The 25,899-nt window shown below is 60.8% G+C and carries 30 protein-coding genes; 6 read left to right on the top strand and 24 right to left on the bottom strand.

Annotated elements, in window-relative coordinates:
* Window positions 1-38 precede the first annotated feature (38 nt).
* From ACR0JN_RS01865 to ACR0JN_RS01770, 20 genes are all read right to left on the bottom strand, one after another.
* Entirely contained in the window at window positions 39-455 is a 417-nt protein-coding gene (locus tag ACR0JN_RS01865) for an MAPEG family protein (protein ID WP_480883798.1), read from the bottom strand.
* A gap of 5 nt (window positions 456-460) precedes the next feature.
* On the bottom strand, window positions 461-1,759 hold the full coding sequence (nuoF, locus tag ACR0JN_RS01860) for an NADH-quinone oxidoreductase subunit NuoF (RefSeq protein ID WP_480818519.1): 1,299 nt from the start codon (window positions 1,757-1,759) through the stop codon (window positions 461-463).
* 12 nt (window positions 1,760-1,771) lie between these two features.
* Window positions 1,772-1,990, bottom strand: coding sequence for a DUF5337 domain-containing protein (locus ACR0JN_RS01855; protein ID WP_480818520.1), 219 nt, complete (start codon window positions 1,988-1,990; stop codon window positions 1,772-1,774).
* A gap of 32 nt (window positions 1,991-2,022) precedes the next feature.
* The gene (gene nuoE / locus ACR0JN_RS01850; protein WP_480883796.1) at window positions 2,023-3,156 is read right to left on the bottom strand and encodes an NADH-quinone oxidoreductase subunit NuoE; all 1,134 of its coding nucleotides are present in this window, start codon (window positions 3,154-3,156) and stop codon (window positions 2,023-2,025) included.
* Complete coding sequence (locus ACR0JN_RS01845) at window positions 3,156-3,530, bottom strand: hypothetical protein (RefSeq protein ID WP_480883794.1); 375 nt, start codon at window positions 3,528-3,530, stop codon at window positions 3,156-3,158. Before ACR0JN_RS01845 ends, nuoE begins: the two co-directional genes overlap by 1 nt.
* Window positions 3,527-4,750: an NADH-quinone oxidoreductase subunit D gene (locus ACR0JN_RS01840; RefSeq protein WP_480883792.1), complete on the bottom strand. Its 1,224-nt coding sequence runs from the start codon at window positions 4,748-4,750 to the stop codon at window positions 3,527-3,529. The genes ACR0JN_RS01845 and ACR0JN_RS01840 overlap by 4 nt, the downstream gene beginning before the upstream one ends.
* Complete coding sequence (locus ACR0JN_RS01835; RefSeq protein WP_480818524.1) at window positions 4,750-4,875, bottom strand: hypothetical protein; 126 nt, start codon at window positions 4,873-4,875, stop codon at window positions 4,750-4,752. Before ACR0JN_RS01835 ends, ACR0JN_RS01840 begins: the two co-directional genes overlap by 1 nt.
* A 10-nt stretch (window positions 4,876-4,885) precedes the next feature.
* On the bottom strand, window positions 4,886-5,059 hold the full coding sequence (locus ACR0JN_RS01830; RefSeq protein WP_010442775.1) for a hypothetical protein: 174 nt from the start codon (window positions 5,057-5,059) through the stop codon (window positions 4,886-4,888).
* Window positions 5,059-5,664 (bottom strand): NADH-quinone oxidoreductase subunit C, encoded by a 606-nt coding sequence (locus tag ACR0JN_RS01825; RefSeq protein ID WP_480883790.1) that lies wholly within the window; start codon window positions 5,662-5,664, stop codon window positions 5,059-5,061. Before ACR0JN_RS01825 ends, ACR0JN_RS01830 begins: the two co-directional genes overlap by 1 nt.
* Complete coding sequence (locus tag ACR0JN_RS01820) at window positions 5,657-5,983, bottom strand: antibiotic biosynthesis monooxygenase (RefSeq protein ID WP_480883788.1); 327 nt, start codon at window positions 5,981-5,983, stop codon at window positions 5,657-5,659. The genes ACR0JN_RS01825 and ACR0JN_RS01820 overlap by 8 nt, the downstream gene beginning before the upstream one ends.
* Window positions 5,980-6,513 carry a NuoB/complex I 20 kDa subunit family protein gene (locus tag ACR0JN_RS01815; protein WP_138842137.1) on the bottom strand — a complete coding sequence of 178 codons (534 nt, stop codon included), beginning with the start codon at window positions 6,511-6,513 and terminating at the stop codon, window positions 5,980-5,982. Before ACR0JN_RS01815 ends, ACR0JN_RS01820 begins: the two co-directional genes overlap by 4 nt.
* Window positions 6,504-6,869 carry an NADH-quinone oxidoreductase subunit A gene (locus ACR0JN_RS01810; RefSeq protein ID WP_480818527.1) on the bottom strand — a complete coding sequence of 122 codons (366 nt, stop codon included), beginning with the start codon at window positions 6,867-6,869 and terminating at the stop codon, window positions 6,504-6,506. The genes ACR0JN_RS01815 and ACR0JN_RS01810 overlap by 10 nt, the downstream gene beginning before the upstream one ends.
* Before the next feature lie 187 nt (window positions 6,870-7,056).
* Window positions 7,057-7,845: a crotonase/enoyl-CoA hydratase family protein gene (locus ACR0JN_RS01805; protein WP_480883786.1), complete on the bottom strand. Its 789-nt coding sequence runs from the start codon at window positions 7,843-7,845 to the stop codon at window positions 7,057-7,059.
* A 1-nt stretch (window position 7,846) separates the two neighbouring features.
* Complete coding sequence (locus ACR0JN_RS01800; RefSeq protein ID WP_480883785.1) at window positions 7,847-8,698, bottom strand: hydroxymethylglutaryl-CoA lyase; 852 nt, start codon at window positions 8,696-8,698, stop codon at window positions 7,847-7,849.
* 79 nt (window positions 8,699-8,777) lie between these two features.
* Complete coding sequence (locus tag ACR0JN_RS01795) at window positions 8,778-10,709, bottom strand: acetyl/propionyl/methylcrotonyl-CoA carboxylase subunit alpha (RefSeq protein WP_480883783.1); 1,932 nt, start codon at window positions 10,707-10,709, stop codon at window positions 8,778-8,780.
* Window positions 10,699-11,133 (bottom strand): ASCH domain-containing protein, encoded by a 435-nt coding sequence (locus ACR0JN_RS01790; protein ID WP_480883782.1) that lies wholly within the window; start codon window positions 11,131-11,133, stop codon window positions 10,699-10,701. Before ACR0JN_RS01790 ends, ACR0JN_RS01795 begins: the two co-directional genes overlap by 11 nt.
* Window positions 11,130-11,411: a hypothetical protein gene (locus ACR0JN_RS01785; protein WP_480883780.1), complete on the bottom strand. Its 282-nt coding sequence runs from the start codon at window positions 11,409-11,411 to the stop codon at window positions 11,130-11,132. Before ACR0JN_RS01785 ends, ACR0JN_RS01790 begins: the two co-directional genes overlap by 4 nt.
* A 2-nt stretch (window positions 11,412-11,413) precedes the next feature.
* Window positions 11,414-13,021 carry a carboxyl transferase domain-containing protein gene (locus ACR0JN_RS01780; RefSeq protein WP_480883778.1) on the bottom strand — a complete coding sequence of 536 codons (1,608 nt, stop codon included), beginning with the start codon at window positions 13,019-13,021 and terminating at the stop codon, window positions 11,414-11,416.
* Entirely contained in the window at window positions 13,018-13,494 is a 477-nt protein-coding gene (locus ACR0JN_RS01775) for a hypothetical protein (protein ID WP_480883776.1), read from the bottom strand. Before ACR0JN_RS01775 ends, ACR0JN_RS01780 begins: the two co-directional genes overlap by 4 nt.
* Window positions 13,491-14,948, bottom strand: coding sequence for an AMP-binding protein (locus ACR0JN_RS01770; RefSeq protein WP_480883774.1), 1,458 nt, complete (start codon window positions 14,946-14,948; stop codon window positions 13,491-13,493). Before ACR0JN_RS01770 ends, ACR0JN_RS01775 begins: the two co-directional genes overlap by 4 nt.
* Window positions 14,949-15,153: 205 nt before the next feature.
* Here ACR0JN_RS01770 and ACR0JN_RS01765 point away from each other — a divergent pair, with 205 nt between their 5' ends.
* Window positions 15,154-15,756: an OmpW/AlkL family protein gene (locus tag ACR0JN_RS01765; protein ID WP_480818554.1), complete on the top strand. Its 603-nt coding sequence runs from the start codon at window positions 15,154-15,156 to the stop codon at window positions 15,754-15,756.
* A gap of 52 nt (window positions 15,757-15,808) precedes the next feature.
* Here ACR0JN_RS01765 and ACR0JN_RS01760 read toward each other — a convergent pair whose 3' ends face one another.
* The 3 genes from ACR0JN_RS01760 to ACR0JN_RS01750 form a co-directional block, all read right to left on the bottom strand.
* A complete protein-coding gene (locus ACR0JN_RS01760) occupies window positions 15,809-16,972 on the bottom strand; it encodes an isovaleryl-CoA dehydrogenase (RefSeq protein WP_480883773.1) in 1,164 nt (387 codons plus the stop codon).
* A gap of 154 nt (window positions 16,973-17,126) precedes the next feature.
* Window positions 17,127-18,317, bottom strand: a complete 1,191-nt coding sequence (locus ACR0JN_RS01755) for a DegT/DnrJ/EryC1/StrS family aminotransferase (RefSeq protein ID WP_480883771.1) — start codon at window positions 18,315-18,317, stop codon at window positions 17,127-17,129.
* A gap of 39 nt (window positions 18,318-18,356) precedes the next feature.
* A complete protein-coding gene (locus tag ACR0JN_RS01750; protein ID WP_480883770.1) occupies window positions 18,357-19,028 on the bottom strand; it encodes an HAD-IA family hydrolase in 672 nt (223 codons plus the stop codon).
* A gap of 134 nt (window positions 19,029-19,162) precedes the next feature.
* Here ACR0JN_RS01750 and glmU point away from each other — a divergent pair, with 134 nt between their 5' ends.
* The 3 genes from glmU to ACR0JN_RS01735 are packed head-to-tail and all read left to right on the top strand — an operon-like array spanning window position 19,163 to window position 23,034.
* Entirely contained in the window at window positions 19,163-20,515 is a 1,353-nt protein-coding gene (gene glmU / locus ACR0JN_RS01745) for a bifunctional UDP-N-acetylglucosamine diphosphorylase/glucosamine-1-phosphate N-acetyltransferase GlmU (protein ID WP_480883768.1), read from the top strand.
* Between the two features lie 5 nt (window positions 20,516-20,520).
* Window positions 20,521-22,344 (top strand): glutamine--fructose-6-phosphate transaminase (isomerizing), encoded by a 1,824-nt coding sequence (gene glmS, locus ACR0JN_RS01740; protein WP_480883766.1) that lies wholly within the window; start codon window positions 20,521-20,523, stop codon window positions 22,342-22,344.
* Between the two features lie 6 nt (window positions 22,345-22,350).
* Complete coding sequence (locus ACR0JN_RS01735) at window positions 22,351-23,034, top strand: DNA alkylation repair protein (protein ID WP_480883764.1); 684 nt, start codon at window positions 22,351-22,353, stop codon at window positions 23,032-23,034.
* Here the strand turns inward: ACR0JN_RS01735 and ACR0JN_RS01730 are convergent.
* Window positions 23,022-23,435: a hypothetical protein gene (locus ACR0JN_RS01730; RefSeq protein WP_480883762.1), complete on the bottom strand. Its 414-nt coding sequence runs from the start codon at window positions 23,433-23,435 to the stop codon at window positions 23,022-23,024. The genes ACR0JN_RS01735 and ACR0JN_RS01730 overlap by 13 nt on opposite strands.
* Before the next feature lie 90 nt (window positions 23,436-23,525).
* Between ACR0JN_RS01730 and moaA the strand changes: the two genes are divergently transcribed.
* Together moaA and ACR0JN_RS01720 are read left to right on the top strand one after the other, a co-directional pair.
* On the top strand, window positions 23,526-24,533 hold the full coding sequence (gene moaA / locus ACR0JN_RS01725; protein WP_480883760.1) for a GTP 3',8-cyclase MoaA: 1,008 nt from the start codon (window positions 23,526-23,528) through the stop codon (window positions 24,531-24,533).
* Window position 24,534: 1 nt separating this feature from the next.
* The gene (locus ACR0JN_RS01720; RefSeq protein WP_480883759.1) at window positions 24,535-25,863 is read left to right on the top strand and encodes a 3-deoxy-D-manno-octulosonic acid transferase; all 1,329 of its coding nucleotides are present in this window, start codon (window positions 24,535-24,537) and stop codon (window positions 25,861-25,863) included.
* Window positions 25,864-25,899 lie beyond the last annotated feature (36 nt).

Here is a 25,899-nt window from a genome sequence, read left to right as displayed (position 1 = left end):
CTTTCCGGCGCGCAAAAGGTATGTTCCGTTTCTCAACATCAAAACGCCGCCACCAAGGCAATAAGCCCCATCAAAAACATGCAGGCCCAGGCCAGCACATACAGGACCGAACGCAACCCGCTATTCGGCTTTCCGATCCCGCGGATGTGAACCACCAGCATGGCCAACCGCGCCAGCAGCGCGACTGAGGCCAGCAGGTTCACCCAAAACGGGCTTGCCCCCATCACGATCGCTGCAACCACCACCGCCAGAAATGCAGGCAGCGTTTCGGTTCCGTTCAGATAGGCGCGGTTCAGGCGATAGGCCCGATCTGCGTAATCCTGTTCCGGCGTCGCCCCCGGAGCCAACCCTTTGCCCTGCTTCGCCAGCGCCGAAAACGGGGCCAACAGCATGACAATCAGCGTGAATATCACGACCGAGGCGATTGCGTGGGAATATGCAGCCAATGCGTCCATCGCCCTTACTCCGCCGCCATTGCGCCTGTGCGGCCCGATTTCTGCGCCTTGATCCGATCTTCGATCTCTTCGCGGAAGTTCCGGATCAGGCCCTGGATCGGCCAGGCCGCTGCATCGCCGAGGGCGCAGATCGTGTGGCCTTCGACTTGTTTGGTCACGTCGAACAGCATGTCGATCTCTTCCAACTCGGCCTCGCCCCGCACCAGACGGTCCATCACCCGCATCATCCAGCCGGTACCTTCCCGGCAAGGCGTGCACTGGCCGCAGCTTTCGTGCTTGTAGAACTTGGACAGACGCCAGATCGCCTTGATGATATCGGTAGACTTGTCCATCACGATCACCGCAGCCGTTCCAAGGCCCGAGCCCAGATCATTGCGCAGGTGGTCAAAATCCATGATCGCGTCGCGCATATTCTCGCCGCGTACACACGGCACCGAGGACCCGCCAGGGATCACCGCGAGCAGATTGTCCCAGCCGCCGCGAATACCTCCGCAATGGGTCTCGATCAGCTGCTCGAAGGGGATCGACATCGCCTCTTCGACCACACAAGGGTTGTTTACGTGGCCGGAAATCGCAAACAACTTGGTGCCTGCGTTGTTCTGGCGGCCAAAGCCCGCGAACCAATCCGCGCCCCGGCGCAGGATGGTCGGCACAACGGCGATGGATTCCACGTTGTTCACCGTGGTCGGGCAGCCATAAAGCCCCGCCCCCGCCGGGAACGGAGGTTTCATCCGCGGCATGCCTTTCTTGCCTTCAAGGCTTTCCAGCAGTGCCGTTTCCTCACCACAAATGTAAGCCCCGGCCCCGTGATGCAGGAACAGATCGAAATCCCAGCCCGAGCCAGCAGCGTTCTTGCCCAACAGACCGGCGTCATACGCCTCATCAATCGCGGCCTGCAGCGCCTCACGCTCGCGAATGTATTCGCCGCGCAGGTAGATGTAGCAGGTATGCGCATTCATCGCGAAAGAGGCGATCAGGCAACCCTCGATCAGCGTGTGCGGATCGTGGCGCATGATCTCGCGGTCTTTACAGGTGCCGGGCTCGGATTCGTCCGCGTTCACAACCAGATAGGCCGGGCGACCATCGCTTTCCTTTGGCATGAACGACCATTTCAGACCGGTCGGAAAGCCCGCGCCGCCGCGACCGCGCAGACCGGAATCTTTCATCGTCTGGATGATCCAGTCGCGCCCTTTCTCGATCAGGCCAGCGGTGCCGTCCCAATGCCCGCGGGCCTGCGCACCGCGCAGAGTACGCTCATGCATCCCGTAGATGTTGGTAAAGATCCGGTCCTGATCCTTCAGCATCGCGTGTTACCTTCAGCTATCCTGACGCATGCGCCAGAGTTGAAAAATGTTGACGCCCGCATAGATGAATCCTGCCAGAGCGGCAAAATCAAAAAGCAGTGCGTACCGGCCCGGCAGCCCAAGCTGCGGGCCTATAAAGGACATGGCAAGCCAAAGCAGCATCGTCACGGCGATGACGATGCCGATATGACGGCCCTTGCGGGCTATAGCCAGTTGCTTGTCCTTGTCCATCTCATCCCGATGCCCCGCTGGGCACCTTTCATTTAGTCTTTGTCCGCCTGTTCATCATACGTGCCTTCTTCCTTGGCACGTTTGGCAAACTCTGTCTCATCACCCACTGCAAGTCTGGCGGCCTGTTCGATCCAGCCGTCGCGTTCGATCCGGCCTTTGAACTTCAGCCGAGCATCAACCCAAGCCACATGCGCAGGCGTCCACGAGGCGATCTGATCATAGTGGAAAAAGCCCAGACCGTTGAGGGTCTCTTCCAGTTTCGGCCCCACCCCTTTCAGCAACTTCAGGTCGTCCGGCAAGCCACCGCGTGCCTCGGGCAACGTCTTGGGCTTGTCTTCCTTTACCTCTTCAGGTTCCGGCTTGGCCTTCGCTTCCTCTGCCTGCTTCACGGCAGGTTTCGCAGGCGCAGGCGCCTTGGGCGGTTTCGGAGCCGCCTTGGTCGCCGCCGCCTTGCCATCCTTACCCAGCCACGGGGTCAGGATCGGCACCTCGGTCCCGTCGATGCGCTTGACCGTATCGCCCAGATCGGTCGCCAGTTGGACGCTGGCATTATACTGAGGTTTCCCAGCCTCATACTTCGTCAGGCTGCTGAGCCCTTTCAACGGCTCCGCCGCATAACGCCCGTTCTGCGGGCCCGGCGTCGGCACGTTGCCCGCCACCAGATCATCAATGATCTTGCCAAAGCTCTCAGCCGTCAGGTCCTCGTAATAATCCTTGCCGATCTGCGCCATCGGCGCGTTGGTGCAAGAGCCGAGGCATTCCACCTCTTCCCAGCTCAGCTTGCCATCGGCGGAGAGCTCATGCGGCTTGGCAGCGATCTTGTCCTTGCAGACCGCAATCAAATCCTCGGCCCCGCAAATCATGCAGGAGGTCGTTCCACATACCTGAATATGCGCCACCGAGCCAACCGGTTGCAGTTGGAACATGAAGTAGAACGAGGCGACCTCAAGCACGCGGATATAGGCCATGCCCAGCATGTCGGCGACCGATTCAATCGCCGGACGGCTAAGCCAGCCCTCTTGTTCCTGCGCACGCCACAGCAGAGGGATCACCGCACTGGCTTGCCGACCCTCAGGGTATTTGGTGATCTGCGCTTCGGCCCATTGCTGGTTGGCAGCGGTGAAGGCGAAGCTGTCGGGTTGTTCGGGGTGAAGACGGCGGAGCATTATTCGGTCGGCCCTTCGAGTTTGATTTCAGCTTTGCGAGTTGAATTCAGTGTACATTCGGTGCCCAGATTATGGGGAGCAACGCCCTTGACAGAGATGCTGACCGAATACTCAAAATCCGACAGCGCCTGAGCAAGTGAGCGCTCGGCATAACTCAATCGGCTTTTGCAGAACTCAATTTTTGCTTCTGGAGAGTTTGGGTCGTAGAGCGCGGCAGAACCCTCGTCCGTAAAGCCCTCCAAAAGTTCTTGGATATAAATCGCACATTCCGAAGTGCCGCCCGCACTCCCATCTGTTGACATCACCCAACCATTTTGAGCGAAGCTCGCGCTGGCCACGGATATGATGGCGGCTGAAAAGAGAAAAGGCCTCACCGGTCAATCTCCCCAAAAACAACGTCCATGGTGCCGATAATCGCCGCAACGTCGGCCAGTTGGTGCCCTCCGGCGACGTGGTCCATGGCTTGCAGGTGCAGATAGCCCGGCGCGCGCAGTTTGGCGCGGTAGGGTTTGTTGGTGCCGTCGGCGACCAGATAAACGCCGAACTCGCCCTTGGGGGCCTCGACGGCGGCGTAGACCTCGCCCGCAGGGACGTGGAAGCCTTCGGTGTAAAGCTTGAAGTGATGGATCAGGCTTTCCATCGAGGTTTTCATGTCCGACCGTTTCGGCGGAGTGATCTTGCCGCGCGCCAGAACGTCTCCGGGGCATTCGCGGATTTTGGCGATGGCCTGACGGATGATGTTCAGCGACTGGCGCATCTCTTCCATCCGCACCAGATAACGGTCGTAGCAGTCGCCGTTTTTGCCGACGGGGATCTGGAATTCGAATTCGTCATAGCATTCATAGGGCTGCGCGCGGCGCAGGTCCCAGGCCAGACCTGACCCGCGCACCATCACGCCCGAGAAGCCATATTTCTGGATGTCATCCTCGGTCACGATGCCGATATCGGCGTTGCGCTGCTTGAAGATGCGGTTCTCGGTCAGCAGCCCATCAATGTCATCCATGACCGCGGGGAACTCGTGGCTCCACGCCTCGATATCGTCCAGCAGTTCCGGCGGCAGGTCCTGATGCACACCACCGGGGCGGAAATAAGCCGCGTGCAGACGGGCACCACAGGCGCGCTCATAGAACACCATCAGCTTTTCGCGTTCTTCGAACCCCCACAGCGGCGGGGTCAGCGCGCCCACGTCCATCGCCTGCGTGGTGATGTTCAGCAGGTGGTTCAAAATGCGCCCGATCTCGGAATACAGAACCCGGATCAGTGAGCCCCGACGCGGCACCTCGACACCGGTCAGCTTTTCGATGGCCAAACACCAGGCATGTTCCTGGTTCATCGGCGCCACGTAATCCAGACGGTCGAAATACGGCAGGTTCTGCAGGTAGGTCCGGCTTTCCATCAGCTTTTCGGTACCACGGTGCAGCAGGCCGATATGCGGGTCGCACCGTTCGACAATCTCGCCGTCCAGCTCTAGCACAAGACGCAGAACCCCATGCGCCGCAGGGTGTTGCGGGCCGAAGTTTATGTTGAAATTGCGGATCTTCTGTTCTCCGCTCAGCGCGTCCGTGCTGCCGTCATCGTATCTTGAGCCGTCCATCAACGCCCCCGCTTATTCTTCTTCGCTTCGGCCCGAACCCGGACCTTTTCCGCCTCGACCGCCTTGGCCGCGGCCCCTGCCAGCAGGACCCCCAGCGCACCCAGCGCGATCAGTTCCCCCAGCATTGTCACCATCTCAGCGGCGCTCCAGTTCCTGTAATTTCAGCCCGACCCACCACAGCAACGCGATTGTGCCGAACGGGACCAGACAGAGAAGGCACCAGTATTTGTTGATCCCGAAAAACGGCAAAATCTTCACCATCGGGATGATGGTCAGCGCCGACAGGATCAACCACCAGATGCCGCCCATTACTCGCTCTCCTGCTTCTCATCCCCGGGCAGGATGTAGTTCGCACCTTCCCACGGGGACATGAAATCGAACTGACGGTATTCCTGCACCAGCGACACGGGTTCGTAGACCACGCGCTTTTGCGCCTCGTCATAGCGGACCTCGGTATAGCCGGTGGTCGGGAAATCCTTGCGCAGCGGGTGGCCACGGAAACCATAGTCGGTCAGGATGCGCCGCAGGTCCGGATGGCCCGAGAACAGGATGCCGAACATGTCGAACACCTCACGCTCGAACCAGTTGGCCGAGGGGTGCACGTCGGTGATCGACGGCACCATGTCCTCTTCACGGATCGAGACCCGCAGGCGGATACGCTGGTTCTGATACATCGACAGGAAGTGATAGACCACGTCGAACCGCTTGGCCCGTTCGGGGTAGTCAACGCCAGTAATATCCACAAGGCTCGAGAACTTGCAGTTCTGATCGGACCGCAGGAACTCGACAAATTCCACGAGGTTCGACGGGGCCACATCCACGTTCAACTCACCATGGGTGACATCCCAGGACAGAACGCAATCGGCCCGTTTCAGTTCAAGCTGCGCGCCGAGTTCCTTGAGTGCTTCACTCATCGCGTCCCTCCTGAAGAACCTCGTCATAAAACGTCGCTTCGGCATCGTATGACTTGAAAAACTTCGCCATAAAATCAGGCATGACCGTCTTTTCGGCGTTTTGGCCAGCGTATTCCGCGATAGCCGCCATATCGCGCCATTTTGTCAGCACGACAACGTGACAGGGGTCCTGCACGCGTCTGACTAAGAACGAAACCGACATGAACCCGTCCAAAGCGCGCATTCCGGGCAAAGCTCGAGCACGAAAGGTCTCGATCCAGCCCTGAACATCATCCCGAGCGACAATGGCTTCCCAGCGCCTGATCACAGCAGCACTCATCGGACAATCGTCCCGGTGCGGCGAATTTTACGTTGCAACTGCATCAGACCATACAGCAGCGCCTCGGCGGTCGGAGGGCAGCCGGGCACGTAGATATCCACCGGAACAATCCGGTCACAACCACGCACGACGGAATACGAGTAGTGATAGTACCCTCCGCCATTGGCACAGGACCCCATCGAGATCACATAGCGCGGCTCGGGCATCTGGTCGTAGACCTTGCGCAGCGCCGGGGCCATCTTGTTGGTCAGGGTTCCGGCCACGATCATCACGTCCGACTGACGCGGAGAGGCCCGCGGGGCGATACCAAACCGTTCCGCATCATAGCGCGGCATCGAGGTGTGCATCATCTCAACCGCGCAGCAGGCCAGACCGAATGTCATCCAGTGCAGCGACCCGGTGCGCGCCCAGTTGATAATGTCCTCGGTCGAGGTCAGCAGGAACCCTTTGTCCTGCAGTTCCGCATTCAGGGCCTGGGTGGCGACTTCCTTGTCGACGCCGGCGGTGTTTGAGCCAGTCATCACTCCCATTCCAAGGCCCCCTTCTTCCATTCATAGGCAAAGCCGATGGTCAGCACCGCCAGGAACACCATCATCGACCAGAATCCCACATCGCTGATGTCGCGGAAGCCCACGGCCCAGGGGAACAGAAAGGCAATTTCCAGATCGAAGATGATGAAAAGGATCGAGACGAGGTAAAAGCGGACGTCGAATTTCATCCGGGCATCGTCGAACGCGTTAAATCCGCATTCATACGCGCTGACCTTTTCGGGGTCCGGATTGCGGACAGCCAGAACGACAGCCGCCAGAATCAGGACGATTCCAAGGCCGATGGCCACGGCTAGAAACACCAGAATCGGGAGGTATTCCCGCAGCAGGTCTTCCACGTAAAGCTCCTTTCCTGCGCAGCCCGCTTATGGGCGCGCCGTCAATTGGCGTGTTGACTGGCCATTCTCTATCCGCGCGGGGTCAGAGGGTCAACCGAACACAAGCGCGCACCGCATCAATCCTGGGCTTGACAGCGTTCAGAGGAATCACCTGCAGTCGGGCTAACCCGGGATTAGTTGGGCAAAGTTAATCTTTGTTATTCCACTTGGGGTTACGTTTTTCGAAGAATGCAGCGATCCCTTCACGCGCTTCTTCGGTTTCCCAGCGCGCAACCAGTGCCTGAATGGTCTGGTCGATCACGCCGTCGTCAATCCGAGGACCCAAGCTTTGCACAAGTGTTTTGGCCGAGGCCACAGCCCCCGGTGCACAGGTCAAATACGGGTGTATTTCGTGTTCGACCGCGTCCTTCAACGCATCTGAGGGCACTGCCTTGGCCAGCAAACCCAGATCGACGGCTTCTGCAGCATCGAACAGGCGCGCCGACATGAACACGCGGCGGGCCTTGGCCTCGCCCATCCTTGCGGTCACATAAGGCCCGATGGTTGCGGGAATCAAACCCAAACGTGTCTCGGTCAGGGCCATTTTCAGCGTGTCCACTCCGATGGCAATGTCACAGACCGCCGCCATCCCGACGCCACCGCCAAATGCGTTCCCCTGAAGAGCGCCAATCAGCGGTTTCGGCATCGTGTTCAGCGCCTGCAGCATTTCCGCCAGCTTGCGCGCCTCGGTAAACCGAGTGGCCGAATCTGCGGCCATCTGGTCGCGCATCCAGCCCAGATCACCCCCGGCGCAAAAGGTCTTGCCCGCTCCGGTCAGAACCACGGCCCGAACAGCTTCGTCCTGCCCCAACTGCGCTGCCGCCTGCGTCAGCTCTGCGATCATCAGCGCCGACATCGCGTTGTGCTTTTCAGCCCGATTCAGGGTCAGGGTCGCAACCCCGCGTTCATCGGCGGCCACAGTGATGGTTTCAAACATGTCAGCCCCTCATAAACCGCGCCATCTGCGCGGCTTCTTCCAGAACTCCGGCATCCAGACCGGTCTCATATCCCAGCCGCTCCAGATGCGCGGCAACCGCTTCGGTGGCCACATTCCCGGCAGCACCAGGCGCAAAAGGACACCCCCCCAGCCCCCCGACGGCGGCATCAAACACCCGAACGCCCAGCGCCAGCGAGGCATCAATATTGTCGATCGCCCGCCCGTTTGTGTCGTGGAAATGCCCGGCCAGCCGCGTCACCGGCACCCGTTCGCGCACCGCCAGCAGCATATGCGCAATCTTGTCCGGCGTGCCCTGCCCGACCGTATCGCCCAGCGAAACCTCATAGCAGCCATGGGCAAACAGAGCGTCCGCCACCTCGGCCACCATTTCGGGCGGTGTCGGCCCGTCATAGGGGCAATCGGTCACGCAAGAGACATAGCCACGGACCGGCAGATCAATATGGCGCGCGGCTTCAAGGATCGGCACAAACCGGTCGATAGATTCGGCGATCGTCGCGTTGATGTTGGCTTTCGAAAACCCCTCGGAGGCCGAGGCAAACACCGCGATTTCATCCGCTTTGGCCGCCAGCGCATCCTCATACCCACGTATGTTCGGCGTCAACGCCGCATAGCGCACGCCCTCGGCCCGGGTGATGCCGGCCAGAACTTCGGCACTACCCGCCATCTGCGGCACCCATTTTGGGGAGACAAAGCTGGCCACCTCAATCCGGTTGAACCCCGCGCGGCTGAGGCAATCGACCAGCGCCACCTTCTCGGCCACAGGAATCTCGCGCTGTTCGTTCTGCAGACCGTCGCGCGGCCCGACTTCGAATATCTCAACCCGTTCTTTCATCAGCGCGCGCCTCCCCGGCTTCTTCTCGTTCCAAATACGGATATACCGACTGTGCCACGCAATATGCCGCCGGGACAGGTCAATCCTCTTCCAACCGGACCAAGGCCGCCCCGGCCTCGACCTGCGCGCCGTCCTGCGCCAGTACCTCGGCCACAACGCCGTCGCGCGCGGCCAGCAGGGAATGTTCCATCTTCATGGCCTCCAGAATGGCCAGCCGGTCGCCCTCTTTAACGGTCTGACCAGCAGTGGCGAACACCGCCTTGACCAGACCGGGCATCGGGGCCTCGATCACATTGGTATCCCCCGCCGCGGTGGCATCTCGGTCCAGAGGGTCGACGATTTCAAACTCCTGTCCATAGTCCAGAAACACGGTGATTTTGGACGCGGCACATTCTACATTCGGCATGCGCCGACCCTCAATGCGCCAAACCCCGTCGCGCCGCTCGGCCACCAGCATTGTTTCACCGATCTGCCAAATTTGCCGGTTCGGACCTTCGACCTGAACATCCAGATCGACAACGTTTTCGCCATGCAGCAATTGCACGGCACGATGCAGCGGTGCCCATAAGGTGAAACCGGTCTCAGCATTCGTGTCCACCAGCCCAAGCGCATGCATCGCGGCGACTACGAAACTGACGTCAGGAACCTCGGCTGGGCGCATAAGTGCGTCCAAGTCACGACCGATCAGGCCCGTATCCACGTCGCCCGAACCAAAGCCCGAATGCCGCGTCAAAGCCCCGAGAAAGGCCAGATTTGTCACCGTCCCGCCCACTTCGGTTTCCCCAAGCGCCCGATGCAGCGTCTCAAGCGCCACCGCGCGTGTCGGCCCGTGCACAATCACCTTTGCGATCATCGGATCATACCACGGGCTGATCGTATCCCCGGCCCGTACGCCACTATCGGCGCGGCATCCTGTCGGAAAACGCAAATGCGTCAGCAGACCGGTTGCAGGCAGAAAACCCTTGGGCACATCCTCGGCATACAGCCGCGCCTCAAAGGCGTGCCCGCTGATCGACAAATCGCTTTGCTGGTTCGGCAGGCTTTCCCCTGCCGCAACGCGCAGCTGCCATTCCACCAGATCGACGCCCGTGATCGCCTCGGTCACGGGATGTTCGACCTGCAGACGCGTGTTCATCTCCATGAACCAGAACCGGTCCGGGCGCAGCCCGTCCGAGGCATCGACGATGAACTCAACCGTCCCCGCGCCTTTATAGCCAATCGCCTCAGCCGCGCGCACGCCCGCCTGCCCCATCGCCGCGCGCATTTCTGCGGTCATGCCGGGGGCCGGGGCCTCTTCGATCACCTTCTGGTGTCGCCGCTGCAGGGAACAATCGCGTTCGAACAGATGCACCGCTCGGATGCCATCGCCGAACACCTGCACCTCGATATGGCGAGGCTTGGCGACGAATTTCTCGACCAGCACGGCGTCATTGCCAAAGGCCGTCTTGGCCTCACCGCGCGCACTGTCCAAGGCCGCCGAGAAATCCTCGGGCCGTTCGACCAGCCGCATACCCTTGCCACCGCCTCCGGCGACGGCCTTGATCAGGACCGGATAGCCGATGGTATCCGCAGCCCCGGCCAGATGTTCGGGATCCTGATTGTCGCCATGATAGCCGGGCACGACGGGAACGCCCGCGTCCTCCATCAGCACTTTAGCCGCGTCCTTGAGGCCCATCTTTCGGATCGCCTCCGCCGAGGGCCCGATGAAGGTCAGGCCTGCAGCTTCGACAGCATCCACAAAATCCGGGTTCTCGGACAGAAACCCATAGCCGGGATGGATCGCCTGCGCGCCCGTATCCAGCGCCGCCCGTATGATCACGTCGCCCTTCAAATAGCTCTCAGCCGGGGCCGCGCCGCCGATATGCACGGCCTCATCCGCCATCTGCACATGCTTGGCCGAGGCATCCGCATCGGAATAAACCGCCACGCAGGACACGCCCATCTTCTGGGCGGTTTCCATGACGCGGCAGGCAATCTCACCCCGGTTGGCAATCAGGATCTTATTGAACATCAATTCTCTCCGCCAAATCCTCTACCAGCCGGAACCGCTCGCAGAGCAATTCCATCTCGGGATCAAACCCGCCATTTCGCTCGAAATACCGGCGGTGATCTTCACGCCACCCTTCAAGCGTCTCATTCTCGCCCTCGGCCAACGCAAAATCCTCGTTCACATCGCAATACCGGCAGATCGAAACCTCAACCGTTTCAATCACCAGCGCCGGTCGGTCGTCCCACTCCAAAGCGATGTCCCGCCGCCCCACAGCCGGCGTGTCCGCGCTGCCTTCGGGATAGTCTCGCAAAGCGCCGCAGGTTGCTGTCTTCCGGCCTGATCGCACCAAAGCCAGAAGCGCGGCGCTGAGGGCCGCGCTATCGCCGAACTTGAATGTCTGCGCACCGGGATAGCGAGCAATCACTTGTTCTAGACTGAGGTTCATCGTGCTTCCTCAACTGTTTGAATGACCGTCTTATGGAGCAACTTTGTCTCTGGCATCGGCAAATCTGTCAGAATGCCTCCGTACGGGGGAACCTCTTTTTCAGTAAGACAAGCACGATTGCGGATCCCAGGCTTACCGATTGCGAGAACAGTCGCCTCTCCTATTTCCGTGTCAAACACATCACCTTCCGACGGCTCTCCCACTACCGCCGTTAACCACAGTACGGTTCCCTTTCCGGAAATGGAGAACACATCTTCAACTTTGGCAGAGAATGCCATCATCACATCCTGAACACGCCGAAACGTGTCTCCTCAATCGGGGCATTCAATGCAGCACTTAGCGACAGGGCCAGCACATCGCGCGACTTGCGTGGGTCGATGATGCCATCGTCCCACAACCGCGCCGAGGCATAGAGCGGGTGCGATTGTTCCTCGAACATCTCCAGTGTCGGGCGTTTGAACTCGGCCTCTTCCTCGGCCGACCATGTGCCACCTTGCCGTTCGATCCCGTCGCGCTTGACGGTAGCCAGAACGCCCGCTGCCTGCTCTCCGCCCATCACCGAAATCCGCGAATTCGGCCAGGTCCACAGGAACCGAGGCTGATACGCTCGCCCCGCCATGCCGTAGTTGCCAGCCCCGAAGGAACCACCCACCAGCATGGTGATCTTCGGCACAGATGTCGTCGCCACGGCTGTCACCATCTTGGCCCCATGCCGCGCAATGCCCTCATTCTCGTATTTCCGGCCCACCATGAACCCGGTGATATTCTGCAGGAACACAAGCGGCGTCTTGCGCTGCGAACAAAGTTCGACAAAATGCGCGCCCTTCTGCGCGGCTTCGGAAAACAGCACACCGTTGTTGGCGATGATCCCGACCGGGCAGCCTTTGACATGGGCAAAACCAGTCACCAGCGTTTCCCCAAAGCGCGGCTTGAACTCATCGAACCGAGAGCCATCGACCAGTCGCGCAATCACCTCGCGAATGTCGTAGGGCGTGCGCAGGTCGGCGGGAACAACGCCCAGGATTTCCTCGGGGTCATAGGCCGGGTCCTCGGGCGTCTCGAACTGTAGGCCGGGCTTCAGCCCGGCACCGCCCAACGATCCAACGGCCCGACGCGCCAAGGCCAGCGCGTGGGTGTCATCCTCGGCCAAATAATCCGCCACACCGGACAGACGCGTGTGCACGTCGCCACCGCCCAAATCCTCGGCGCTGACCACTTCTCCGGTCGCGGCCTTGACCAGAGGTGGTCCGGCCAGAAAGATCGTCCCCTGCTCTTTGACGATGATCGTCACATCCGACATCGCGGGCACATAGGCCCCGCCCGCCGTGCACGACCCCATCACGACAGCAATCTGAGCAATCCCCTTCGCGCTCATCCGCGCCTGATTGAAGAAGATGCGGCCAAAGTGGTCGCGGTCGGGGAAGACCTCATCCTGATTGGGCAGGTTCGCGCCGCCACTATCGACCAGATAGATGCAGGGCAGATGGTTTTCCTCGGCAATCTCCTGCGCGCGGAGGTGTTTCTTGACCGTCATTGGATAATAGGTGCCGCCCTTCACGGTGGCGTCGTTGCAGACCACCATAACCTCACGCCCCTGCACCCGGCCAATGCCTGCGATCACCCCAGCACAAGGCGCGGCATCACCATACATCCCATGCGCCGCCGTCGCGCCGATTTCGAGAAACGGAGACCCCGGGTCCAGCAGGTTCGCCACCCGACGCCGAGGCAGCATCTTGCCCCGAGATTCATGCCGCGCGCGGGATTTCTCGCCCCCACCAATGCGGGCCGCTTCGGCGGCGGCGGATATCTGCGCCAACGCGTCGAGATGGGCGGTTCGGTTTGACTTGAAGCCCTCAGAGGTGGGCATGGCTTTGGATGTGAGTTTCATTGATCTGCCCCCTGTGCAAGTCTTTGCAAGTGTCGCCATTGCACCCAGTTCCCAGCGTTCAAGTACATTTCGCACCACGCGTCTGGGGGAATTTCTTCGCTAGGGGATGCATCGCAAACATCGAAAACCCCCGCGATCAACTGGAAGTATTTTCGCTCGTAGCTACATGCCGCCCTGCCAGACTCGCCAATACTCTGAGGCACAGTGTTTTTGATTTCCGTCGAAAGTGCATCGACATGCTTGGAAAGTTCGACAATACATTGAGCTCGTTCTTCGACGATGCGGCCAATTGTGCAATAGTCGACGGCGATACTGATACAGTTGGTATCCATGATCATTCCATTGTCAGGTTGGCTTAAAAGCGCGCAACCGTTTATCCATTCCAAAACACTGATCGGATTGCCCGAGTTGTCTGCTTGCGCCGTGCAAACACTTGCAAAGGTGAGAGAAAGGGCGAACATCAAATGTTTCATTCTCTGAACTCCGCCGCCGCCCGCGCTTTCAATGCCTTGCGAACAACTTTCCCCGTCACCGTCATCGGCAGTTCGTCCAAAAACGCCACCTCACGAGGATAAGAATACTGCGCCAAACGGTCCTTGACCCACGCCTGCAACTCCGCGCCCGTCGCTTCGGCCCCCGGCTTCAGCACCACATAGGCTTTCACGATCTCAGTCCGCAGCGGGTCTGGCTTGCCAACCACGCCCACGTTTGCCACCGCCGGGTGTGTCAGCAGGCAATCTTCGATTTCGGCCGGGCCGATGCGGTATCCGGCGGAGGTGATCACATCGTCGTCGCGGCCCACGAAGCGTAGATAGTCGCCCTCCCACACCCCACGGTCGCCGGTGATCAGCCAGTCGCCCCGGAACTTCTGCGCAGTCTCCTCGGGCCGGTTCCGGTATTCCAACAGCATCGAGGCCGAGCCGCGCCGGATCGCAACATCGCCCTCTTCATCCGTAGGCTGGCCGTCGTTGTCGATCACCGCAACCTCGTGCCCCGGCACCAGTTTGCCTATGCAACCGGGGCGCACCGGGAAATCCTCGGCGCAGGAAGACACGACCATGTTGCATTCGGTCTGACCGTAGAACTCGTTGATCGTAAGGCCAAACGCCTGCCGCCCCCAGGCCAGCATCTCTGCCCCCAAAGGCTCACCCCCCGATGCGACCGAGCGCAGACCGGGGATGGCCTGATCCGCCGCCTTCAGCATCCGCAGCGCGGTGGGCGGGAAAAACACATTCCGCACGCCGCCGCGCGCCACCACATCGGCGCAAGCCTCGGGCGAGAACTTCTCGAGCCGCGCCGCGACCACCGGGATGCCCAGCGCCAGACCGGGCATCAACACGTCAAACAGCCCTCCAATCCAGGCCCAGTCTGCGGGTGCCCATAGGCAATCACCCGGACGCAGATGATTGTGGCTGATCGAAACACCCGGCAAATGACCGGTCAGAACCCGGTGCCCATGCAGCGCGCCCTTGGGGCTGCCCGTGGTGCCCGAGGTATAGATCAGCACCGCCGGATCTTCGGGCCCGGTCTCGGCAAAGGGCACCGCCGCGCCGTCTTCACCGATTTCATCCACGATCAGCGGCCGGGCCAGCTCTCCCAGCAGCGCCGCGCCCTCGGCATCGGTCAGCACCAGCCGCGCGCCCGCGTCACCGACACGAGAGGCCAGCGCATCTTGCTTGAACAGCTTGAACAAAGGCACCGAAATCGCACCGATCTTCCAGATCGCCAGATGCGCCGCCGCGCACCATGGGGACTGGCTGAGCAGCACACCGATCCGATCCCCCGGCTGGGCTTTGTCCTGCAGAGCACGGACAATGCCGTCCACCATCCGGGTGAGCTCTGCGTAAGTCACGCGGCGCTCCGCATCCCCGGTCAGATCAATCAGCGCCACCTTGTCAGGCGCGTGATCCAGGCATTGCCGGGCCATATTCAGCCGGTCCGGAACGTCCCAGCTGCCATCAGGGCGCAAACCCGGTATGCGTCTAGCGCTTAGCACAGCGGATTTCCCTTGTTTTCCAGACGCTTCCGGATGAGGCCGCACTCAGGCACCTGACGCAAAATTGATGCAGATCAGGGTTTGACCGCTCCACCCCTGCGACTTCAGGGACATCAACAGAAGCAAAGGCATGAATATGACCAAGCAACTCGCCGCTTTGACCCTGTCCGCCGCTTTGGCCGCACTGGCCGCACCCGCATTCGCCCAATCGCAGGGTGACTGGACCGTTGGTGTCGGTGTCGGCTATCTGGAGCCCAAATCCGACAACGGAACGCTGAACAATGGCCTCAGCGTCGAAGTCGACTCGGATACCCGCCCGATCTTCACCGTCGAATACTTCGTTCGCGACAATCTCGGGATCGAACTTCTGGCCTCGACCCCGTATACCCATGACATCACGCTGGGTGGCAGTGTTGACGCGGGCAGCGTCGACCACCTGCCGCCGACCCTGTCGCTGAACTATCACTTCCCGACGAACAGCGCGTGGAAGCCCTATGTCGGTGCAGGTATCAACTACACCATCTTCTTCGACGAAGAACTGCCGGGACTTGAACTGGAAAACTCCGTTGGCATCGCGCTGCAGGCCGGTCTGGACTATCAGGTCACCGACAACGGCGCTGTACGCCTGAACGTCCGCTGGTTCGACATCGACTCGGACGTCAAGCTGAACGGTGCCGATCTTGGCACTGCCGAAATTGATCCGTGGCTGGTCGGCGTTTCCTACGTCCATCGCTTCTGATCCTTCGCCTTGAACGCCCCGCAGGTTTTCCTCGACCGCGGGGCGTTTTCTGTCAGAGCATTTCGCTCATCAGTTCCCGGCCGATCAGCATCCGGCGAATCTCGCTGGTGCCTGCGCCGATTTCCATCAGCTTGGCATCGCGAAAGATACGGCTGACCGGAGCATCGGCCAAAAACCCGGCCCCGCCCATCGCCTGCACCGCCTGATGGGCCTGCGTCATCGCCGCTTCAGAGGCATAGAGACAGCACGCAGCCGCATCCTGACGGGTTACATCGCCCCGGTCACAGGCCTTGGCGACCTCATAGACGTAAGCGCGGGCCGAGTTCATGGCCGTGTACATATCGGCGACCTTGCCCTGCATCAGTTGGAAGTTACCGATGGGCTGGCCGAACTGCTTGCGTTCGGCCAGATACGGCATGACCTCATCTAGACAGGCGGCCATGATACCGGTGCCGATCCCGGCCAGAACCACGCGTTCGTAATCCAGCCCTGACATCAGAACGGCAACGCCTTTGCCCTCTTCCCCAAGCACGTTTTCGAACGGCACTTCGACATCTTCGAAAATCAGCTCGGCGGTGTTCGACCCCCGCATACCCAGCTTGTCGAAATGGGGTGAGGTGGAAAACCCGGTCATCTCTTTCTCGATCAGAAACGCCGTGATCCCGCGCGACCCGGCGTCCGGGTCGGTCTTGGCGTAAACCACCAGCGTGTCGGCATCCGGCCCATTGGTGATCCAGTATTTGTTGCCGTTCAGGCGATAGTGATCGTTCCGCTTTTCCGCCCTTAGCTTCATCGACACCACGTCGGACCCAGCCGAGGCTTCGGACATCGCCAAAGCCCCAACATGCTCACCCGAGATCAGACGCGGCAGATATTTCGCCTTCTGCTCAGGCGTGCCGTTCAACTTGATCTGGTTCACACAGAGGTTTGAATGCGCCCCATAGGACAAGGATACCGAGGCCGAAGCGCGTGCCACTTCCTCAACCGCTATTGTGTGGGCCAGATAGGACATACCCGCGCCGCCATATTCTTCCGGTACCGTGACGCCCAGCAAACCCAGATCGCCCATCTCGCGCCAAAGCCCATTGGGAAACGCGTTGGACTTGTCGACCTCAGCCGCCATCGGCTTGACCCGCTCCTGAGCCCAGCGGTGCACCATCTCGCGCAACGCGTTCACGTCTTCTCCAAGATCGAATTGCATCACCGCCGTGAACATCCGCGCCTCCCTCTCCGGCATTAATGAACAAGTGTTCAATAACTAGATATCAGCGCAAACCGAGTCGGTCAATGAGCGTTACAAAATCGAAAAAGCCGCCCCGAAAGGGCGGCTTTTGCTCATAAAGCGTGCGCCGCAGGCGCACTCCGCTGGACTACGACTGATAGACCGCGCCTACCTCGGCGCGAATGATCCGGGCAATCAGGCGGCAATCCTCAAGCGAAAAGGTCAGCGGTACCCGCATATCCATGATCGCCGTCAGAATCCGGTCGCTTGCAGGCATGGGCGCGCTGTCCGCATAACGCCAACTGTCGTAACGCGAGGTGAAGCCGGTCGGCTCGGCCCCGCCGAACCATTTCAATTCGACCCCACGGGCTGCGCAGCGTTTGATCACATCTCCGATCCGCTCAGGCGACCAGTCCAGCAAAAGGAACTGGATGGATGAGCCGACAAAAGTCTCCGCCTCGGGCCGCGCCACAACGGTCAGGCCCGGCGTGTCGCGCAGCCCCTGTTCGATCTCTGCATAGCGCTCGTTCCAGCGCGCAACCTGCCGGTCCAGATCGCGCAGTTGAGGGCGCAGGATTGCCGCCCGCAGATTGTCCATGCGACCCGAGACATTCGGTGTGGTGTATTTGATCCGCTCGAACACCTCCGGCCCCGGCGCGGCCAGATGGCGTTCGTACAACATATAGGACCCGGACAGCATCGTTGCCTTCGCCGCCAGTTCCTCGTCATCGGTGATCAGCAGACCACCCTCACCCGAGTTAACGTGTTTGTAGGTCTGGCAGGAATAGCACCCGATGGCCCCCTGCCGCCCGGACAGTTGCCCACGCCACGCAGCGCCCATCGTGTGGGCGCAATCCTCGATCACGGTCACACCGGCGGCATCACAGATCTGCATCAGTCGGTCCATGTCGCAGAGATGCCCACGCATATGGCTCAACATCAGAACGCGCGCCTGATCCAGCTTGTCCTCCAGATCGTCCAGATCAATGGTCAGGCTTTCCGTCACCCCAACAAAAACCGGCTTGGCCCCGACCGAGGCGATGGCCCCCGGCACCGGAGCCAGCGTGAAGGCGTTGGTCAGAACCGGCTCACCCGGCTTCACCCCGACGGCCCGCAATGCGGTGGCCAGCGCATAGCCCCCAGACGATACCGCCAGACAGTATTTCGCGCCCATCTGGGCGGCAAATTCCTGCTCCAGCAATGCGGTTTCGCCCAACTCCCCAGGGGCCACGTTGTAACGATGCAGCCGCCCGTGGCGCATCACGGCCAAAGCGGCCTCGATCGCTTCGTCGGGGATGGGTTCCTGTTGGGTGAAACTGCCAGTGAATGTCTCGGTCATAGGCCCGTTCTGAGGCCCAACCCCGTCCGGGTCAAGAGATCATGCAGCCGCACCGATCAGCCCGGTGATCATACCTGGCAGATCATCGAAGTGATGCAACAGCGCCTCAGGCTCCAGCGCAGCCATGTCAGCGCCCGACGGGCCAAATGTCACCAGTACCGAGGGCACCCCCGCCGCGCGGGCCGTATTGCGGTCAGTATCGGAATCGCCGATCAGCACGCACAGGTCCGGGTGCCCCCCGGCACGACGCGCGGCCTCGCGCAGCGGTTCGGGATCGGGCTTGCGCACCGGCAGCGTGTCGGCCCCCACGAGCGACGCAAACTGATCGCGCACGCCCATCTGCGTCAGCAATTGATCCGCCAGAGCCTCGGGCTTGTTGGTGCAAATACCGACGCCGTATCCGGCGGATTTCAAAGCCTCAACCGCACTCAGCGCGCCGGGGTAAAATTCTGTGTGGGTGTCGATGGCCTTCGAATAGGCCTCAAGAAACACGGGAAAGTATGCTTCGACCCTATCCGGATCATAAGCCCCGACCCGCTTCAGCCCTTGGGTCAAAATCATACGAGCGCCTCGCACAGCCACGGCTGCATCCTGCCCATGCACCAGCACATCGCCATGGCCCATATGGCGGAAGCAATGGTTCGCGGCCTCAATCAAATCGCCGGACGTATCCGCCAAAGTGCCGTCCAAATCGAAGATGACCGTGCGCATTTTGCCTCCTTGCTCGGCAGGTTCCCGCCAAAAGATGTTGCAAACGGCAATCTTGTTTGATGCCCGAACCGCTTGCGCCTTTGCCCTCAGCGGATAAAACGGACGGCAAGAAAACACAAAGAGAAAACGATTTCATGACCACTGCCCTTGTCATCCTTGCCGCCGGAAAAGGCACCAGGATGAATTCGGATATCCCAAAAGTCCTGCATCCCATCGCCCAGACCCCGATGCTGGTCCATGCGATGCGCGCCGGTTCCGTCCTGTCGCCCGAGCGCACCGTGATCGTCACCGGTCATGGGTCCGAAGCGGTGGCGAAGGTCGCAGAGGCCGAAGACGAAACCGCCCGGATCGCGGTGCAGGAGGAACAACTGGGAACCGCCCACGCGGTTGCCCAAGCGCGGGACGCGCTGGAGGGGTTCAAGGGCGATGTCGTTGTCCTGTACGGCGACACGCCTTTTCTGCAGCCCGACACTCTGGAACGGATGATCGAGGCACGGGCCGAGAACGATCTGGTCATCCTGGGGTTCGAGGCCGCCGATCCTGCTCGGTACGGTCGTCTAGTGATGAACGGCGACACGTTGGAACGGATTGTCGAATTCAAGGACGCTACGGATGAGCAACGCGCGATAACCCTTTGCAACTCTGGCCTTCTGGCCTGTGACGCGCAGGTGCTGATGTCGCTCATTGAGGAGGTTGGAAATGACAACGCGTCTGGCGAGTATTACTTGCCTGACGTGGTTGAAATCGCCCGCAATCGGGGGCTGAACGTCACTGTCGTCGCCTGTGATGAGGCACAGACTTTGGGCGTGAATTCCCGCGCCGATCTGGCTGCGGCGGATGCTGTTTTCCAGAACCGGGCGCGTGCGGAACTGCTGGATCTGGGCGTAACGCTGATGGATCCAGAAACGGTCTATCTGGCTGCAGACACTGTGATCGGTCGGGATACCGTGATCGAGCCCAATGTGGTCTTCGGCCCCGGCGTCACCGTCGAAAGCGGCGCAACCGTCCGGGCATTTTCGCATCTGGAAGGATGCCACGTCAGCCGAGGCGCCATCGTCGGCCCCTACGCCCGCCTGCGTCCGGGTGCGGAACTGGCGGAAAACGCGCGGATCGGCAATTTTGTGGAAATCAAAAACGCCGAAATTGCCGAAGGCGCAAAGGTCAATCACCTGAGCTATATCGGTGATGCCTCGGTCGGGGCCGCGACGAATATCGGGGCGGGGACGATCACCTGCAACTATGACGGCGTGATGAAACACCGCACGGTGATCGGGGACAATGTCTTTATCGGGTCGAACACCATGCTGGTCGCGCCGGTGACGCTGGGTGACGGCGCGATGACGGCGACCGGAACTGTTGTGACAAAGGATGTTGATTCTAATGCGTTGGCCGTGGCACGCGCCAAACAGGAAAACAAACCGGGCTATGCGCGTAAATTGTTTGATATGTTGAGGGCGAAAAAGGCTCGCCGCGACAAAGGAGCCTGAGAACCATGTGTGGAATTGTTGGTGTACTGGGGCAGCACGAGGCCGCCCCCATTCTGGTCGAGGCCCTGAAGCGGCTGGAGTATCGCGGCTATGACAGCGCCGGGATCGCAACCGTTAACGACGGCGCTCTGGGACGCAGACGGGCCGTTGGCAAGCTGGTAAACCTAAGCGACCTGCTCGTGCATGACCCGCTGCCCGGAAAATCCGGGATCGGTCATACCCGCTGGGCCACCCACGGCGCGCCCTCGGTCACCAACGCGCACCCGCACAAGGCGGGTCCCGTAGCCGTCGTGCACAACGGGATTGTCGAGAACTACCGTGAGCTGCGCGCCGAACTGGCCGAACACGGGGTTGGGTTTCAGACCGAAACGGACACTGAAACCGTCGCTCTGATGACCGAGCATTACATGAAAACCGGTCTTTCGCCGGTCGAGGCTGCGTTCAAGACGCTCGACAAGTTGGAAGGGGCCTTCGCGCTGGCCTTCCTGTTCGATGGTCAGGACGATCTGATCGTGGCGGCGCGAAAGGGATCGCCTCTGGCCATCGGCCACGGTGACGGAGAAATGTACGTGGGCTCGGACGCTATCGCTCTGGCCCCGCTGACCAATCAGATCACTTACCTTGAAGAGGGCGACCGGGCCGTTCTGACCCGCACCTCGCTGGAAATCCGCAACGAAGCGGGAGAGTTGGCCAACCGCGAGATGCGTAAGATCAAGCTTGATCACGCACGCGCGGATAAGGGTGAGCATAAGCACTACATGGCCAAGGAAATCGCCGAGCAGCCAGTGGTGGTGGCCGAGGCGATCCGCTCGTACCTGCCGACCGGTGGCGACCGCGTGGTTCTGCCGGACACCGATCTGGATTTCACCAAACTTGACCGCCTGACCATGGTGGCCTGCGGCACGGCGTTCTACGCCTGCCTGACCGCGAAATACTGGTTCGAGCAACTGGCGAAATTGCCGGTCGAGGTCGATATCGCCAGCGAATTCCGCTATCGCGAACCTCCGATCACCGACCGCACGCTGGCCCTGTTCGTCAGCCAGTCCGGCGAGACTGCCGATACGCTGGCCGCGCTGCGCTATTGCGAGGGGAAGGCGGACAAGATCGTCTCGGTCGTCAATGTCCCCGAAAGCTCGATTGCGCGGGAAAGCGATATTGCCCTGCCGATCCATGCCGGGGTCGAGATTGGCGTTGCTTCGACCAAGGCCTTCACCTGCCAGCTGAGCGTTTTGCTGATGCTGGCCCTCAAGGCTGCTGCCGAGCGTGGCACGCTGACCGACGAAGAAATCGCCGATCACGCCGCCGCTCTGCGCGGCCTGCCCTCGGTCCTGAACGGTGCGCTGGACCAGAACCGCGCCATTCGCAAAGCCGCCCAGCGCCTGTCCGAGGCACGCGATGTCCTGTTTCTGGGACGCGGCCTGATGTACCCGCTGGCAATGGAAGGCGCGCTGAAACTCAAGGAAATCAGCTATATCCATGCCGAAGGTTATGCCTCGGGCGAGTTGAAACACGGTCCCATCGCGCTGATCGACAAGCACATGCCGGTTGTCGTCATGGCCCCGCGCGATGCGGTCTTCGACAAGACCGTTTCGAACATGCAAGAGGTGATGGCCCGCAAGGGCAAAGTGATCCTTGTGTCAGACGATGACGGCATTGCAGAGGCCGAGGATGGCGTCTGGAGCACGATCCGGATGCCGCATATCCACACCAGCCTCGCCCCGATCCTGTATTCGGTCCCGGCGCAATTGCTGGCCTATCACACGGCGGTCGCGAAGGGCACCGATGTGGATCAGCCTCGCAATCTGGCGAAATCCGTGACGGTCGAGTGACCCGCCGTGCAGGCCTATCTGGATCAGATCAAAGCCCACGCCGACGCTGAGCGCGCCGAGCAGGTGGCGGCCTATCACAAGGTCGACCGCCCTTATCTGGGCGTCCCGAACCCGGTGCTGAACGATCTGACCAAGGCGTGGCGTCGGGATATGGACATTGCTGACCGGGTGGCCCTCGCCGACGCGCTATGGCTGACCAACATCCACGAGGCCCGCGTGGCTGCCGCCAAACTGCTGACGCAGGCGCGCATCCGACCGGATGGGGCGGCGTGGGATCTGCTGCAAAGCTGGCTGCCGGATTTCGACGCCTGGGCCGTGGCCGATCACGCCTGCATGGCGATGCAAAAGCGGCTGTCAGCCGATCCCGCGCGTCTGGATCAGGTCGAACAGTGGACGGGGTCCGATCACATGTGGACCCGCCGCGCCGCGCTGGTGGCCACCCTGCCCTGGACCAAGCAAAACCACCCCAAGCCCGACGATCTGCAGCGGCGTGACCGTATTTTGGGTTGGGCCGCAGGCTATGTCCCCGACCGAGAATGGTTCATTCAGAAAGCCATCGCTTGGTGGCTGCGCGAACTGTCCAAGCATGACCCTGCGCGCGTGATTGCGTTTCTGGAAGAACACGGAGACGCCATGAAGCCCTTCGCCCGCCGCGAAGCCGGAAAATATCTGAAGGATCAGTTGGCGTAGACCTCAACCTCGACCAATTCATCAAACGGTACCAACAGCGCCCGCATCGCGTCCAGCGATAGCCGGCTGCCGCCACCCTCGGGGCCCGGTTCGGGAACCAGAGTGATATAGGCCTGCGCCCCGGTCCGCGGCACCACAACCCGCGCCGTCACTTCGGTATCAACCAGCGGCGTCCGCATCCAGCGGCCCGGTGTCGTCGGATCGCCCAAGCTGGCAACGGTCGTCTTGGCACCAACCCAATTCGCCGTCGCGACCGGAGTTTCGGTGTAAACCGTGCTTTCGGCCTCAACCGGCGTTTCCTCGACCACAACCTCATCGCCACCAAACACGCGATCCGTTGTAGACCGCACGGCATCACACCCGGCCAGGAAAACCGACACAACTACAAGCGCATATCTCATACCCGAAACCTACCGCCCTGTGCGCATCTGTACCAGCCCAAAGCGCAGTTCGCCCTTGCCGCAGAAGGGTTCCAGCTTTACCTATGTCGCATGACAGCTCCGCTTATCGACCCGTTCGCCCGCGCCATCACCTATCTCCGCGTCTCCGTCACGGACCGCTGTGATTTCCGCTGTGTCTATTGCATGTCCGAGGATATGAAGTTCCTTCCCAAAAAGGATCTGCTGACGCTGGAAGAGCTGGACCGGATGTGTTCGACCTTTGTGAAGATGGGTGTTGAAAAACTTCGGATCACCGGCGGAGAGCCTCTGGTGCGCCGCAATATCATGACGTTTTTCAACGCAATGACCCGGCATCTGGACAGCGGCGCGCTGAAAGAACTGACGCTGACAACCAATGGCTCGCAGCTTCATCGGTTCTCCGAAGACCTGTACGCCGCAGGGGTGCGACGGGTGAACGTGTCGCTGGACACGTTGGATGACAACAAGTTCAGCCAGATCACTCGCTGGGGTCGCCTGAAACAGGTACTGAACGGCATTGATGCGGCGCAAAAGGCCGGGCTTCGGATCAAGATCAACGCCGTCGCCCTGAAAGGCTTCAACGAGGAAGAGCTTCCGCATATCACCCGTTGGTGCGCCGAACGCGACATGGACCTGACCTGGATCGAGGTCATGCCCATGGGCGACATCGGCAACGAGGATCGACTGGATCAATACTGGTCTCTCGAAGACGTGCGGACCGAGTATGAAAAACACTATACCGTGACCGATCTGGCCGAACGCACCGGCGGCCCCGCGCGCTATGTTCGGCTTGAAGAGACGGGCCAAAAGATCGGCTTCATCACGCCGCTGTCTCATAACTTCTGCGAAAGCTGCAACCGGGTGCGCCTGACGTGTACGGGTGAGCTGTTTATGTGCCTGGGTCAGGAAGACATGGCGGACCTTCGCGGTGCTCTGCGTGATCATCCCGAGACGGAACAACCGCTCGAAGATGCGATCCGCGCCGCAATCAACCTCAAGCCCAAGGGCCACGACTTCGACTATTCCCGTCAGGGCGTTGACGGCAAAATGAGTCGGCACATGAGTCACACGGGCGGCTAAGATGCCGGACCGACAAGGTCACCCGACGCTGCTCTACCATCTGTATTGCGGCCTGACGGCTCTGGCCACACCGTTGGCATGGCGCACCGTTCGAAACAAGCTGCTGGCCGCGGGGGTATCGACCGAACGCCAGAGGGAAAGACTCGGCCACGCCACCGCACCGCGGCCTAATGGGCAGTTGATCTGGTTCCACGCCGCCAGCGTCGGCGAAAGCCTGTCGGTGCTGAGCCTGATCAAACGGCTGGGTGATCGCCTGCCGAAGGCCGAATTCCTGATCACCTCGGGCACGCCGACGTCAGCTAAGCTGATCGAAAAACGCCTGCCGCCCCGAACGCGCCACCAATATCCGCCGTTGGATTCTGCCGCGCCGGTGCAGCGGTTTCTGGACCATTGGAAACCGGACGCCGGAATATTCGTCGAAAGCGAGATCTGGCCGCAACTGATCGTCGAAAGCGACAAGCGCGGTGTGCCGCTGGCCCTGCTGAACGCCCGCCTTTCCGACAAATCCGTCACAGGTTGGAAGAAACGCCCAAGAACTGCACGCTTCATTCTGGACCGCTTTCGCCTGTTCCTGACTCAGAACGACAAAACCGCCGCCAATCTTGTGGCCATGGGCGCGCGCGCCGAGCGCGTAAAACCCGGCACCAACCTCAAGGCGATGTCCGACCCCTTGCCGGTGGACCAGACCACGCTCGACGACATACGCCCGCAGATCGGCGACAGACCGGTCTGGATCGCCAGTTCCACCCACGCGGGCGAGGAAGAAACCGTTCTGACAGCACATAACAAGCTTCTGGAACGCTGGCCCGACCTGCTGCTGTTGCTGATCCCCCGCCATCCCGAGCGGCGCGGAGAAATCACCGCTCTGTTAAAAAAGAACAAACTGACCACGGCCTTCCGTTCCGAAGGCCACAAAATCACGCCAGACACCCAAGTCTACGTCGCCGACACGCTTGGCGAAACCGGCACCTGGTACGCGCTGTGCCCGATCGTCTTTCTGGGCGGCTCGCTAAAGGAAATCGGCGGCCACAACCCGTTCGAACCGGCACAGGCCGGGGCTGCCGTCATCACCGGCACAGGCTACTTCAACTTCGCCGAAACCTTCGCCCCCCTCATCGCAACCGGAGGCGCGACCGAGGTCCGCACGGCGCAAGACCTCGCAGAGACCGTTCAAACCTGGCTATCAGACGATACAGCCTTCACCCAGGCCCGCAACGCGGCCCGCGCCTGCGTCAACACTCAAAAAGACGCACTCAACAAGGTAATCACCACCCTCTGCACATCGCTCGACCTCAGCGACCCAACGCAGGATCCAACTTCATCTGTCTAAAAATAGCCCAGGGGTGCGGGGGCAGAGCCCCCACTT

The organism is Ruegeria sp. G12, from assembly GCF_056533565.1.
The sequence above is the reverse complement of the archived record's forward strand: the minus strand, read 5'-3'. Positions and strand labels throughout refer to the sequence as shown.

Bases quoted from the DNA above. Each gene is read 5' to 3' on its own strand.
- ACR0JN_RS01800 (WP_480883785.1), bottom strand. From the start codon at position 8,698: ATGAAAGAACGGGTTGAGATATTCGAAGTCGGGCCGCGCGACGGTCTG.
- nuoE (WP_480883796.1), bottom strand. From the start codon at position 3,156: ATGCTCCGCCGTCTTCACCCCGAACAACCCGACAGCTTCGCCTTCACC.
- ACR0JN_RS01790 (WP_480883782.1), bottom strand. From the start codon at position 11,133: ATGAACCTCAGTCTAGAACAAGTGATTGCTCGCTATCCCGGTGCGCAG.
- ACR0JN_RS01840 (WP_480883792.1), bottom strand. From the start codon at position 4,750: ATGGACGGCTCAAGATACGATGACGGCAGCACGGACGCGCTGAGCGGA.
- ACR0JN_RS01825 (WP_480883790.1), bottom strand. From the start codon at position 5,664: ATGAGTGAAGCACTCAAGGAACTCGGCGCGCAGCTTGAACTGAAACGG.
- ACR0JN_RS01830 (WP_010442775.1), bottom strand. From the start codon at position 5,059: ATGGGCGGCATCTGGTGGTTGATCCTGTCGGCGCTGACCATCATCCCG.
- moaA (WP_480883760.1), top strand. From the start codon at position 23,526: ATGACAGCTCCGCTTATCGACCCGTTCGCCCGCGCCATCACCTATCTC.
- glmS (WP_480883766.1), top strand. From the start codon at position 20,521: ATGTGTGGAATTGTTGGTGTACTGGGGCAGCACGAGGCCGCCCCCATT.
- ACR0JN_RS01780 (WP_480883778.1), bottom strand. From the start codon at position 13,021: ATGAAACTCACATCCAAAGCCATGCCCACCTCTGAGGGCTTCAAGTCA.
- nuoF (WP_480818519.1), bottom strand. From the start codon at position 1,759: ATGCTGAAGGATCAGGACCGGATCTTTACCAACATCTACGGGATGCAT.
- ACR0JN_RS01855 (WP_480818520.1), bottom strand. From the start codon at position 1,990: ATGGACAAGGACAAGCAACTGGCTATAGCCCGCAAGGGCCGTCATATC.
- ACR0JN_RS01750 (WP_480883770.1), bottom strand. From the start codon at position 19,028: ATGCGCACGGTCATCTTCGATTTGGACGGCACTTTGGCGGATACGTCC.
- ACR0JN_RS01755 (WP_480883771.1), bottom strand. From the start codon at position 18,317: ATGACCGAGACATTCACTGGCAGTTTCACCCAACAGGAACCCATCCCC.
- ACR0JN_RS01835 (WP_480818524.1), bottom strand. From the start codon at position 4,875: ATGCTGGGGGAACTGATCGCGCTGGGTGCGCTGGGGGTCCTGCTGGCA.
- ACR0JN_RS01820 (WP_480883788.1), bottom strand. From the start codon at position 5,983: ATGAGTGCTGCTGTGATCAGGCGCTGGGAAGCCATTGTCGCTCGGGAT.
- ACR0JN_RS01770 (WP_480883774.1), bottom strand. From the start codon at position 14,948: ATGGCCCGGCAATGCCTGGATCACGCGCCTGACAAGGTGGCGCTGATT.
- ACR0JN_RS01765 (WP_480818554.1), top strand. From the start codon at position 15,154: ATGACCAAGCAACTCGCCGCTTTGACCCTGTCCGCCGCTTTGGCCGCA.
- ACR0JN_RS01760 (WP_480883773.1), bottom strand. From the start codon at position 16,972: ATGTTCACGGCGGTGATGCAATTCGATCTTGGAGAAGACGTGAACGCG.
- ACR0JN_RS01795 (WP_480883783.1), bottom strand. From the start codon at position 10,709: ATGTTCAATAAGATCCTGATTGCCAACCGGGGTGAGATTGCCTGCCGC.
- ACR0JN_RS01720 (WP_480883759.1), top strand. From the start codon at position 24,535: ATGCCGGACCGACAAGGTCACCCGACGCTGCTCTACCATCTGTATTGC.
- ACR0JN_RS01805 (WP_480883786.1), bottom strand. From the start codon at position 7,845: ATGTTTGAAACCATCACTGTGGCCGCCGATGAACGCGGGGTTGCGACC.
- ACR0JN_RS01815 (WP_138842137.1), bottom strand. From the start codon at position 6,513: ATGGGAGTGATGACTGGCTCAAACACCGCCGGCGTCGACAAGGAAGTC.
- ACR0JN_RS01865 (WP_480883798.1), bottom strand. From the start codon at position 455: ATGGACGCATTGGCTGCATATTCCCACGCAATCGCCTCGGTCGTGATA.
- ACR0JN_RS01730 (WP_480883762.1), bottom strand. From the start codon at position 23,435: ATGAGATATGCGCTTGTAGTTGTGTCGGTTTTCCTGGCCGGGTGTGAT.
- ACR0JN_RS01775 (WP_480883776.1), bottom strand. From the start codon at position 13,494: ATGAAACATTTGATGTTCGCCCTTTCTCTCACCTTTGCAAGTGTTTGC.
- glmU (WP_480883768.1), top strand. From the start codon at position 19,163: ATGACCACTGCCCTTGTCATCCTTGCCGCCGGAAAAGGCACCAGGATG.
- ACR0JN_RS01785 (WP_480883780.1), bottom strand. From the start codon at position 11,411: ATGGCATTCTCTGCCAAAGTTGAAGATGTGTTCTCCATTTCCGGAAAG.